Annotated in this window: 10 protein-coding genes; all 10 read left to right on the forward strand. The window is 48.1% G+C overall.

The features are described 5' to 3' along the window. Positions 1-193: 193 nt before the first annotated feature. A complete protein-coding gene (gene serC / locus GV64_RS12785; protein ID WP_020583305.1) occupies positions 194-1,312 on the forward strand; it encodes a 3-phosphoserine/phosphohydroxythreonine transaminase in 1,119 nt (372 codons plus the stop codon). Further along, positions 1,312-2,397: a prephenate dehydratase gene (gene pheA / locus GV64_RS12790; protein WP_020583306.1), complete on the forward strand. Its 1,086-nt coding sequence runs from the start codon at positions 1,312-1,314 to the stop codon at positions 2,395-2,397. The genes serC and pheA overlap by 1 nt, the downstream gene beginning before the upstream one ends. A gap of 191 nt (positions 2,398-2,588) precedes the next feature. Next, positions 2,589-3,725, forward strand: coding sequence for a histidinol-phosphate transaminase (gene hisC / locus GV64_RS12795; protein WP_236632951.1), 1,137 nt, complete (start codon positions 2,589-2,591; stop codon positions 3,723-3,725). Between the two features lie 27 nt (positions 3,726-3,752). Next, positions 3,753-6,137 (forward strand): bifunctional prephenate dehydrogenase/3-phosphoshikimate 1-carboxyvinyltransferase, encoded by a 2,385-nt coding sequence (locus GV64_RS12800; RefSeq protein WP_020583309.1) that lies wholly within the window; start codon positions 3,753-3,755, stop codon positions 6,135-6,137. Between the two features lie 167 nt (positions 6,138-6,304). Next, on the forward strand, positions 6,305-7,000 hold the full coding sequence (cmk, locus tag GV64_RS12805) for a (d)CMP kinase (RefSeq protein ID WP_020583310.1): 696 nt from the start codon (positions 6,305-6,307) through the stop codon (positions 6,998-7,000). Positions 7,001-7,246: 246 nt separating this feature from the next. After that, positions 7,247-8,926 (forward strand): 30S ribosomal protein S1, encoded by a 1,680-nt coding sequence (rpsA, locus tag GV64_RS12815; protein ID WP_020583312.1) that lies wholly within the window; start codon positions 7,247-7,249, stop codon positions 8,924-8,926. A 503-nt stretch (positions 8,927-9,429) separates the two neighbouring features. Beyond that, entirely contained in the window at positions 9,430-9,729 is a 300-nt protein-coding gene (gene ihfB, locus GV64_RS12820; RefSeq protein ID WP_020583313.1) for an integration host factor subunit beta, read from the forward strand. Between the two features lie 15 nt (positions 9,730-9,744). Continuing rightward, positions 9,745-10,092, forward strand: coding sequence for a LapA family protein (locus tag GV64_RS12825; RefSeq protein ID WP_020583314.1), 348 nt, complete (start codon positions 9,745-9,747; stop codon positions 10,090-10,092). Further along, complete coding sequence (gene lapB / locus GV64_RS12830) at positions 10,085-11,257, forward strand: lipopolysaccharide assembly protein LapB (RefSeq protein ID WP_020583315.1); 1,173 nt, start codon at positions 10,085-10,087, stop codon at positions 11,255-11,257. Before GV64_RS12825 ends, lapB begins: the two co-directional genes overlap by 8 nt. A 448-nt stretch (positions 11,258-11,705) precedes the next feature. Further along, on the forward strand, positions 11,706-12,290 hold the full coding sequence (locus GV64_RS12835) for a hypothetical protein (protein ID WP_020583316.1): 585 nt from the start codon (positions 11,706-11,708) through the stop codon (positions 12,288-12,290).

The raw sequence follows: 12,290 nt of genomic DNA on the forward strand, positions 1-12,290 counted from the left end.
CAGCCCAGTGCTGGCGTTTTTATGTCCAGTGATGGGCTGTATGATGGTAATGCCCGACTGCATGGATGCGGGAAGTAGAGTAAAGCAGGAGTAGTTACCGGGGGCAATTATCAATAATTGTCTGATATCGATAGCGCTAAAATTTGTAAGTAATGACCGGGGTAGGCCGTCTTTAAGTGGAGAGGGAGTCATCGTGAAGCATTCTGTAAATGATGTTCTGGCGCAGCTGGAAAATCGTGTTTACAACTTTTCAGCCGGACCTGCGGCTATTCCTCATGAGGTGCTTCAGCAAGCTCGTGATGAGCTGATGAATTGGCAGGATGTTGGTGCGTCAGTGATGGAGGTCAGTCATCGGGGTAAGGAGTTTCTTGCTGTCGCTCACGATGCTGAAAAAGACCTGCGAGATCTTCTGAAGATACCGAGTAACTATAAAGTACTATTTTTGCAGGGTGGGGCTCGAGGGCAGTTTGCAGCAGTGCCTCTGAACCTGAAAGGTGATAAAAAATCCGCTGATTATGTAAATAGTGGTCATTGGGCGCAGTCTGCCATTAAAGAAGCGCAGCGCTATATGGATGTTAATATTGCCGCTGATGGTAAATCCAATGGTTTTAGTGCCATGCCTTCACAGGATCAATGGCGGCTTAGTAAGGATGCGGCCTATTTACACTACACGCCCAATGAAACGATTGGTGGGCTGGAGTTTTCATTCATTCCTGACTCTGGCGATGTGCCTCTGGTTGCGGACATGTCTTCCAATATTCTGTCCGGGCCTGTCGATGTCAGTAAATTCGGCCTGATTTATGCGGGGGCTCAGAAAAACATTGGGCCAGCTGGTTTGACCGTAGTCATCGTTCGAGATGATTTGCTGGATCATGGCTCTTTGATGTGCCCTGCAGTGCTGGATTACAAACTGCAGGCGGGCAATGAGTCTATGTATAACACGCCGCCGACGTTTGCCTGGTATCTGGCCGGTCTGGTTTTTAAATGGTTGAAGAAGCAGGGTGGACTTGAGGCTATTAATGAGATTAATGGACGAAAGGCGTCCAAGCTCTACGGTCAGATTGATGGTTCCGGTTTTTATCAGAACCCTGTTGATGCTCAATGGCGCTCCCGCATGAATATACCTTTTACGCTTATCAAGCCAGAGCTGGATGAGAAGTTTCTTGCTGAATCTGAACTGGAAGGCTTTCGCTACCTTAAAGGCCATAAGGCAGTAGGCGGTATGCGGGCAAGTATCTATAATGCAGTGCCAGAGCAACATGTGGATGCTCTTATTGATTTCATGAAAGAATTTGAACGGCGGTACGGATAATGGCAGATGAGAAGTTGGGGCAGTTGCGAATTCAAATAGATTCTCTTGATCAGAAAATTCTGGATCTGATCAGTGAACGTGCGCGGTGTGCCCAGGAAGTGGCTCGTGTAAAAACAGAAGCTGACCCGTCTGCTGTGTTTTACCGTCCGGAGCGTGAAGCCCAGGTACTCCGTAAAATCATGGAAAAAAATGATGGTCCTCTCAATGATGAAGAGATGGCTCGTCTGTTTCGTGAGATTATGTCGGCCTGTCTGGCACTCGAAGATCCAGTCAAGGTAGCTTTTCTGGGGCCTGAGGGTACCTTTACCCAGCAAGCGTCTTTGAAGCACTTTGGTCACTCGGCTGTGTGTGTGCCGATGGCGGCTATTGATGAAGTATTTCGTGAAGTGGCTGCTGGTGCTGTCAGCTATGGTGTGGTGCCTGTTGAAAATTCCACAGAGGGTGTTGTCAGCCATACGCTGGATAGTTTTCTGGATTCTTCATTAAAGATTTGTGGTGAGGTCGTCCTTCGTATTCATCAGCATATGATGGTGTCAGAAAACACCCGGCGCGATCATATTACCCGGATTTATTCCCATGCCCAGTCATTTGCTCAATGCCGTAAATGGCTTGATTCGCACTGGCCGATGGCCGAGCGGGTGGCGGTGAGTTCCAATGCTGAAGCGGCAAAACGCATCAAGGGTGAGTGGAATTCAGCAGCAATTGCCGGTGATATGGCGGCAGAAATGTACGGTTTGGAAAAGATTGCTGAAAAAATAGAGGATCGTCCGGATAACTCGACACGCTTTTTGATTATCGGTAATCAACCAGTACCACCCAGTGGTAATGATAAAACCTCTGTAGTCATCAGTATGCGTAATCAGCCCGGAGCTCTGCATGCCATCCTTGAGCCTTTTCATGTTCATAATTTAGACCTGACCCGGGTAGAGACTCGTCCGTCACGTACCGGAATTTGGAATTATGTCTTCTTCGTGGACTTTGAAGGGCATCAGGAAGATCCTGTCGTACGTAAGGTGCTTGAAAAGCTGGGTGAGCGTGCTAATGATCTTCGTGTTCTTGGATCATATCCGAAGGGTGTTCTCTAGCATTCATTAAAAACATGCCGGGTCAGTTTTCAGTATATAAAACTGGCCCGGTTTGGCTTCTTGTTTGGAGTCTGTTTTTACCCGGTATACGTACAACCTCTGAAATTTTCCATAATCAATAAAAATTGCCATGAGTTGGAAATGTTGCTCTGTTTCAGCCTCTGAGATTTGTGGTTGAAAAGGCCATTTTCATGATCAATAACCCAACTGAAGGTCGAGTTATGTCCTGTGATTTTCTGGAGCTTGCGGTACCCGGAGTGAGAGGAATGAGCCCTTATCAGCCTGGCAAGCCTATTGAAGAGCTTGCCCGGGAGCAGGGTTTGAAGGTTGAAGATATTGTCAAGCTGGCCAGCAATGAAAATCCGCTGGGGCCACCCCCTTCGGCTGTGAAAGCCATGGCTGAGTCTCTGGCGGAGCTGGCTCGATATCCTGATGGCAGTAGTTTTCTATTGAAGCAGACTCTGGCAGAGAAGTTAAAAGTGTCGCCTGAGCAGCTGACAATGGGTAATGGCTCTAATGATGTGTTGGTTCTCTTGGCAGAGTCATTTCTGGATGCAGGCAGTTCTGCTGTGTATTCTCAGTATGCATTCGTCGTTTATCCTCTGGCTGTGAAAGCGGTGGGTGCTGAAGGTATTGCGGTTCCAGCGCTTAACTATGGCCATGACCTTGATGCGATGGTTGAAGCAATTAAAGAGAACACCCGGATCGTCTTTCTTGCGAACCCCAATAACCCAACTGGTACCAGTTTCAGTGAGCAGGCGTTACTTGGTTTCCTCGATCGGGTTCCGGAAGATGTCATTGTTGTTCTTGATGAAGCGTACTACGAATATGGCGTAGGCGGTGATCTGCCAGATGGTATTGAGTTGCTTGATCGTTATCCAAATCTGGTTGTTACCCGAACATTTTCCAAGGCTTATGGGTTAGCAGGTGCTCGTGTCGGTTATTCGATATCCAATCCTGAAGTAGCGGATGTGCTTAATCGTTTGAGGCAGCCATTTAACCTCAACCTGCCTGCTCAGTTCGGTGCGGTTGCCGCTCTCCAGGATGATGCCTATATGCAGAAATCCATTGAGGTTAATCAGCAGGGTATGGCATTTCTGGAGCAGGGCTTTTCTGATCTTGGGCTGAGCTGGATTCCTTCGTCGGGCAATTTCATTACGGTTGATCTGAGGTGTAATGCCATGCCCGTATACGAAGGGTTGTTATCAAAAGGTGTCATTGTTCGGCCTGTTGCTAATTACGGTATGCCAGAGCACCTCCGTATCTCTATTGGCCTGCCGGAAGAAAATCGTCGTTGCCTGGAAGCGCTGGGTCAGGTGCTGGCGTAAGTTGCTTGTGTCGTAAGGAGTGCGTTTGTGAAAACAGTTGATACACTGCTGGTTGTTGGGCTAGGCCTGATCGGGGGATCTTTTGCGGCGGCAGTGAAGTCTGCCGGAGCTTGCCGGCAAGTGTATGGTTACGATCTGGATAAGGCCTCTCTGGAGGAGGCGAAGGCACTGGGAATTATTGATCATGGATGTCAGAGCCTTGCGGAGGGGCTGGCTGCAGCTGATGTGATTATGCTTGCCGTTCCCATGTTGGCGATGAAGCCTGTTCTTGAAGAGCTTGTCCAGTGCTCACTGGATGGCTCTTTGGGTAAAAAGGTGATTACGGATGCCGGGTCCAGTAAAAGGGCGCTTCTTGATGCTGCCCTTGAGGTGTTTGGAGAAATGCCTGATTACCTGGTTCCGGGGCATCCTATCGCGGGTTCTGAGAAAAGTGGTGTGGGTGCGGCAAAAGCAAACCTGTTTCAGGCTCATGATGTTATTCTTACTCCGCTAGAAAATACTGACGCTCTTGCGCTTGAAACGGTGAAAATGCTCTGGGAATCCTGTGGGGCTGTGGTGACGGATATGGACCTTTATCACCATGATGAAGTTCTGGCAAAAACCAGTCATCTTCCTCACTTTCTGGCATTCTCACTGGTGGATACACTCGCAGGTAATCCGGATAATCAGGATATTTTTCGGTTTGCAGCGGGTGGTTTCCGTGACTTTACGCGGATTGCCGGTAGCGACCCTATTATGTGGCATGATGTGGCGCTGGGTAATAATCAGGCAGTGCTGGAAGCACTGGATGAATTCACAGAGGGGCTTCAGGTGCTCCGCCAGGCCATTATTGAGAAAGACAGTCAATCACTTTTGGGCATATTCAGTCGTGCTCAATCAGCTCGCCAGCATTTTTCTTCTCTCCTGGAGAGCAGAAAACAGAGAGTGAACACCTTGCCAGACGCATCCGTTGTCAGTGGTGGGTTGTCGGGCTCCGTGCTGCTTGAGGATCACGAGATAAAAAAAGAAGTTATGGAAGGTATGAAAGAAAGTACGCAGGCATTTATTGTTAGCCCGGGAGGGGCAATCTCTGGTGAATTAAGAGTACCCGGGGATAAGTCAATTTCTCATCGTTCCATAATGCTGGGAGCCCTGGCAGAAGGTGAAACGGTTATTGACGGCTTCCTCGAAGGAGAGGATGCGCTGGCGACCTTGAAAGCATTTCGTGATATGGGTGTTCAGATTGATGGCCCGTATCAGGGGAAGGTTACCATACAGGGTGTTGGTATGCATGGCCTGAAGCAGCCAGAGGGCCCACTTTATCTCGGTAATGCTGGTACTGCAATGAGGCTGATGGCTGGTCTAATGGCTGTCCAGTCCTTTGACGTAACGCTGACCGGTGATCATTCATTATCGGGTCGACCAATGAATCGGGTTGTTGATCCTCTCAGTCAGATGGGAGCAACTATCGAAACGACAGAAGGTGGTCGCCCACCCCTGAAAATCAAGGGTGGGTCGCGATTAAAAGGTATTGAATACCATCTGCCTATGGCCTCTGCCCAGGTTCAGTCCTGCCTGTTGTTGGCGGGAATGTACGCTGAAGGTGAAACGGTGACAGTTGCTCCAGGTATTGTTCGAGATCATACCAATCGTATGCTCAGTGGGTTTGGCTATCCAGTCTCGGTGAGTGGCGATAATGGCTGCCGGGTGGCGATCAAAGGTGGTAGCAAGCTGACCGCAGCACGTATTGATGTCCCATCTGATGTCTCTTCTGCCGCCTTTTTCATGGTGGCTGCTTCAATAGCAGAGGGTTCAGAAGTTCGGCTTTCTCATGTCGGTATGAACCCAACTCGCTCAGGTGTCGTTGAGATTCTCCAGCTGATGGGCGCTGATATAACCCTGGAGAATGAGTCTGTTGTGGGTGGAGAGCCGGTGGCTGATCTTATTGTGCGCTCAGCACAGCTGAAAGGAATTGATATTCCTGAGCGCCTGGTTCCCATAGCTATTGATGAATTTCCGGTGCTATTTGTTGCAGCAGCCTGTGCAGAAGGTAGAACGCTGTTGACTGGGGCACATGAGCTTCGGGTCAAGGAAAGTGATCGAATTCAGGCGATGGCTGATGGTTTGGTTGCCCTCGGTATTGATGCACAACCACTGCCTGATGGTATGATGATCAATGGTTCCGGTGTTTCCCCTGTTTCTTCAGGAAAAGCTTCAGGGCAAAAGCCCGTGTTTAATGGTGGCACCATTGACAGTCATGGCGATCACCGCATTGCCATGTCATTTGCCGTGGCTGCACTGCGGGCAAAGGATGATATTCGCATTCTGGACTGTGCAAATGTGGCGACTTCATTCCCGGATTTTGCAGGTCTGGCAAATCGAGCCGGTATGCGTATTGTGGTAACCGAAGGTTTTGAAGATGGCCCTTGTTAAGGCGGTGATATCTGTCTGACTGGCCTGTTTATTTTTGCGACTGCTTCAGGGGGCTCTGATTGTTCTTTTTCAGGCTCCGTTGATGATTTCGACAAGCAAGTCGGTTGAAAATTATGGGCAGGCTTTTAACCAGGGTCCTTCGTTCCATGGAATAAAGGTAAGTACGAGTGAGTGAGTCTCAGACACCAGTGACAGTGGTCACCATTGATGGTCCCAGTGGATCTGGCAAGGGAACCATTGCAGCCCTTTTGGCCCGAGAACTAGGCTGGGGGTTGCTGGACAGTGGGGCATTGTATCGATTGACCGCACTGGCAGCGATGAATCATGGGGTTGATTTTACCGATGAGTCATCCCTGGAGGTGTTGGCAGGTCATCTTGATGTTCAGTTTTTACCATCGGAAACTGGCGAAGGCCTTAGTATCATTCTTGAAGGTGAGCGGGTGGGTGAGAGCCTGCGAACGGAAGATGTTGGGGCGATGGCCTCCAAAGTTGCCGCTCTGCCTGGTGTTCGGGCTGCGTTGCTGCAGAGGCAGCGAGATTTTGCTGAACTGCCCGGTCTGGTAGCTGATGGTCGTGATATGGGAACGGTTGTTTTCCCGGGCGCAGCGCTCAAGGTATTCCTTACAGCCAGTGCTGAGGAGCGGGCAAAAAGGCGTTATGAGCAGTTGCATCAAAAAGGGATTAGTGCTAGTTTTGATCGCCTTTTGGCAGATATTCAGGCCAGAGACGAGCGAGATAGTCAGCGGACTGTAGCGCCGCTCAAACCTGCCGATGATGCCATCATTCTTGACAGTACCCGAATGAGTATTCAAGAAGTATTCAATAAGGTGCTGGAACAGATGCGTTTGAAAGGACTTGTTTAGGGCCTTTCAGGTGCATAGAAGTGTTTTTACGCACTTCAACAAGCCTGAGTGCGCCATATATCGTACTCTGGATTAATTTGGAGGTTCGTTTCTGGCGTAAAGCCAGCATTGCAGATTCGAACCTGATTAAAGTAACCCATACTGGCTGGCGGTGTGGATGACAAGCAGCGATGCGCTATCCAGTTTTTGTTGACTGGCTGACAGAGCAGAGGCTTTTCAGTTGCGTACGTTGTCACAGGAAAAAACATGAGCGAAAGCTTTGCCGAACTATTTGAAGAAAGCCTGAAAGAAATCGAAATGAAGCCAGGCGCCATTGTTAGTGGCGTAGTGGTTGATATTGATAGCGATTGGGTAACTGTCCATGCTGGTCTGAAGTCTGAAGGTGTTATTCCTAAAGCTCAGTTTCAGGATGAGAACGGCGAACTGACTATTGCCATTGGTGATGAAGTTCAGGTGGCTCTTGATGCGGTTGAAGACGGTTTCGGTGAGACTCGTCTGTCCCGTGAAAAAGCCAAGCGTATGGAAGCCTGGAAGGAACTGGAAAAAGCCTTCGAAGCAGAAGACGTTGTTAAAGGTGTTATCAGTGGTAAGGTCAAGGGTGGCTTCACTGTTGACGTGGCTACTATCCGTGCGTTCCTGCCAGGTTCTCTGGTTGACGTTCGTCCGGTTCGTGACACTGCACACCTGGAAGGCAAAGAGCTTGAATTCAAGGTTATCAAGCTTGATCAGAAGCGTAACAACGTTGTTGTTTCCCGTCGCAGCGTTCTGGAAGCTGAGAACAGTGCTGAGCGTGAGCAGCTGTTGGGCTCCCTGCAGGAAGGTCTGGAAGTTAAGGGTATCGTTAAGAACCTGACCGACTACGGTGCTTTTGTTGATCTGGGCGGCGTTGATGGCCTGCTGCACATCACTGACATGGCTTGGAAGCGTATCAAGCATCCTAGCGAAATCGTTAATGTTGGTGATGAAATCAACGTTAAGGTTCTGAAGTTCGACCGTGACCGCAATCGTGTGTCTCTGGGTCTGAAGCAGCTGGGTGAAGATCCATGGGTAGCTATCACCAAGCGTTTCCCTGAAGGTGCCCGTGCTTCTGGCCGTGTAACCAACCTGACTGACTACGGCTGCTTCGTTGAGCTGGAAGAAGGTGTTGAAGGTCTGGTTCACGTGTCTGAAATGGATTGGACCAACAAGAACATTCACCCATCCAAGGTTGTAAACCTGGGTGATGAAGTTGAAGTTCAGGTTCTGGACATCGACGAAGAGCGTCGTCGTATCTCTTTGGGTATCAAGCAGTGCAAGACTAACCCATGGGAAGATTTCTCCGGCTCCTTCAACAAGGGCGATAAGCTGGCTGGTAAGATCAAGTCTATCACTGACTTCGGTATCTTTATCGGTCTGGACGGTGGTATTGACGGTCTGGTCCACCTGTCTGACATTTCCTGGAACGAAACCGGTGAAGAAGCTGTTCGTCAATACCGTAAGGGTGACGAAGTTGAAGCCGTTATCCTTGCTATTGATGCTGAGCGTGAGCGTATCTCTCTGGGTATCAAGCAGCTGTCTGAAGATCCATTCAGTGTTTATGCAAGTCTGAATGAAAAAGGCACTATCGTTAAGGGTATTGTCAAGGAAGTAACTGCTAAAGCTGCAGTTGTTGAACTGGCAGAAGAAGTTCTGGCAACCCTGAAAGCTTCCGAAATCAGTGTTGATCGCGTTGAAGACGCAACCAACGTTTTGAAGGAAGGTGAGGAAGTTGAAGGTCGTATCATCAGCATCGATCGCAAGAACCGTAACATCAGCCTTTCTATCAAAGCGAAAGATCAGGCTGAAGAAAAAGTAGCGATGAAAGAGCTGCGCACCAAGCAGGAAGAAGAGACAGCTGGTCCGACCACCATTGGTGATCTGATCAAGGCTCAGATGGAAAGCAAGTAATCCATCAGATTCCTGATTACTTTTAGAGACACTGTTGTTTTCAAGGGTGGTTTCCATTAGTAGAGAAAACCGTGAGTGCTTCTGCCTCACGGTTTTTTTTGATCTGTATGTTCTTATTCTTGGTGTGGGTGTTTCATAGAATGTCCTGAATTTTGCGTACAGTCACAAGGATGTGGGAGTTAGTGTCCATAGGGCAAAAAGGTGGCTCAGGATAGCAAAACCGACAGTTTTGCTGCTCGAAAGGATACAGTGTGGAGGTGTATCGGCGAATGCCATCGATGGAATAAAGCCTCTTTGGCGTGGTAAAGGGCAGTCGATGGCGGGAGTCTATTCATGAAATATGCGGGCTAATCAAAGGGTTGCTTGATTTCTCGGTGTGGGTTAGCTAGTGTAGAAACTGTCTGGTTTTTTAAGGCGCTTTTTAAGAATAAGCGGTGTCTGTCAAGGTCTGTAGGATCTTTTTAGACATTCCGGGAATGGCAGCAGGGAAAGGAAAAACGACGATGACCCGGTCTGAACTGATTGAGCGGATTGCCCAGCTGCAACCGCAGCTCTCTATCAAGGATATTGAGTTGGCTGTAAAAGCTATCATTGAACAAATGTCTCATTCGCTTGCTAACGGTGAACGTGTTGAGATCAGGGGGTTTGGTAGCTTCTCCCTTCACTATCGTGCCCCAAGAGTTGGGCGTAACCCGAAAACCGGTGAAGCTGTGAGTCTGGATGGTAAATATGTTCCCCATTTCAAGCCGGGCAAAGAGCTTCGGGAAAGGGTGAACCGTGGCTTGCAGGCAGAAACGGATTGATCGTGAAATAAGGTTATGGCGGACTACGAGTTGACTGTTTTTGCGACGATCGTCGTATGGGCTAAGCGTCTTCTGGTTTTGGCGTTGTTTGTTGTTCTACTGGTATTTTTTGTCAATTTTACCCTGTCGAATACTGAGCAGATAAGCCTTGAGATGGGGGGGGTGGTTATACCTCCGGTTAGCAGTTCCACACTGGTCATGGTGCCTTTTGTTCTGGGTGGTTTTGCCGGTTTGCTGGTCTCGCTGATGCTTGTTATTCGCTTTCGACTTGCTAATGCCAGTTTGAGAAGGAAGCTTGTACGGCGTGATGCTGAAATTCAGAAATTGAGATCCAGTGCCCTGAAAGGGTTAACGGATGCCTGATATTGCGTTACTGGGTCTGATTCTTGCTGCAATCGTCATTGGTTATTTTCTGGGATGGCGTGATCAGAGAAAAAGACGAGGTGATGACTCCGGTCAGCTTTCAAAAGACTATTTTGTTGGTCTGAATTATCTGATTAACGAGCAGACCGATGAGGCTATTGATGTCTTTATCAAGGCTCTGGATATCAATAATGACACTGTAGATACCTATCTGGCGTTGGGCAGCCTGTTCAGTAAACGTGGTGAGGTTGAAAAATCGATCCGTGTTCATCAGGATCTGCTTGCGCGTCCAAGCTTGACCTCTATCCAATCTTTCCAGGTTCAACTGGCCCTGGCTCAAAACTACTCTTCCGCTGGTCTGTTGGATCGTGCCGAAAGCATTCTTATTGATCTTAGTCGCCAGAATCATGATCTTCGAGATCAGGCCTTGAAGCAATTGTTGCGGGTCTATGAGCAGGAGCGTGAGTGGGATAAGGCGGCTGATGTTGCGGAAAGGCTCAGGCGAACCCGTGGTGAGTATTTCGCTATTATCCTGGCTCATTATTACTGTGAGCAGTGTGAAATAGCCCTTAAGCAGAATGACAGAGTAACAGCCCGTCGTCTGATCCGTCAGGCATTTTCCCGAGATAAAAACAGTGTCAGGACCAGTCTGTTGCTCGGTCAAATGGAGTTTGATGAAGGCAGCTATAAGGAAGCGATTAAGGTATTGCAGAGAATATCCGTTCAGGATATCAGTTTCATGCCTCTCTCACTGCCGCTACTGGAAAAGGCCTTTGAGCATACTGGCAGTTTACGGGGATTTGGTGCCTATCTTGGGCGCTGTCTCAATGAGCGCCCGGGAACTGCCGTCATAATCTCTATGACCCGTCTTTTGGTCCGCGAGTCTGGAGAGTCTCAGGCTGTTAATTTTCTTACTGCGCAGCTTGATCGCCATCCTACCCTGAGAGGTTTGAATGAACTGATAGACCTTCGTCGTCAGTTTCAGGGTGACTTGCCGGATAATGTGTTGGCATTGATTCACCGTCTTACAGATCGCATGCTTGAGCTTAAGCCTGTTTTTTCCTGTGGGCACTGTGGGTTTTCTGGTAAAGAGATGCACTGGCAATGCCCGCGTTGCCATAACTGGGGTGCGGTTAAACCTATCCAAGGGTTTGAGGGTGAATAACCTTGCTGCCTTATCAGTTGCTATTGTTTTCTCCAGATAATGTCAGGGTTTCTTAAGTCATAATTGTTTGTTTAATAATTTCTCATAAAGTGCTTGGTATTTTCTGATTTAAAGTCTTTCCTTTCTTGCAATATTGGAGCTTAAGGGCGTAAGTTTTCCACTCCATGATTATGGTGTTATGTTGGTTTGTATTGTTTAATTGTTTGCTGTGGATAGAGTTCTAAGTTTATAGCCTTTGCAAAGTTGATTTTCGATTTCGTTTTCAGTGATTTTTGAGTTTAGCTTTATGCTTGCTCATCAGTTATTTTGAAGACTTATATAAATAATGGAACTGTACCTGAGTTGAGCAGTCTCTCTATAAGTAGATTGTTGCAATAGTTAATGGAAATTAAGCCATTAATGATTGCTGAAACAATCATAAACTCAATGTGCTTGTAGAGAGAGTGTTATGACTTCACCTGTTATGCAGCAGCCAGGTCAGAGTTCATATTTTCAGTTCGGTAGTGCTTCCATAGATGAATCCAGGCATCAGGAAGGTGTCGATGGTGTTATGGCTGTAAAGCGCCAAGAGAAAAGTGTTGGCACAAATCCAACCTTTACTGGAAGGGTTGTAGGTTTTCTGTCGTCAGTATGTTTGAACTCCCCATCTATTGCTGCTGATCCAAGTTGTCAGGCGTGTAGTTCGAATATTTTTTCTTCTGTATGCTGTTGTGTGGTCACAACTTATCTGGGGGGGTGTGCTGCAGACATTACTTTTGAACAGGTTGGTTGCGGTTATCAGAAAGAGGAGAGTACTGGTGAGATGAGGCTTTTCGTTGGCGTTCAGCCAAGAGGGTTTCATGGAATGGTTGAGCAAGCTAAAGCGAATGTGAATGATTTGGTGGATGGTGCTAAAACCATGTTCTCGAGAGCTTCAGGTGGCAATGATGGCATTGCTGATGAGCAGCAGCTTGCCGAAGGCAATAGTCAAGTAGGCGATCAGGTTGAAACTGGAGGGGAAGAATTAGACACAGGAACTAAAAAGGATAATTAA

Origin of the sequence: Endozoicomonas elysicola (genome assembly GCF_000710775.1) — a bacterium.
Classification (GTDB): domain Bacteria; phylum Pseudomonadota; class Gammaproteobacteria; order Pseudomonadales; family Endozoicomonadaceae; genus Endozoicomonas; species Endozoicomonas elysicola.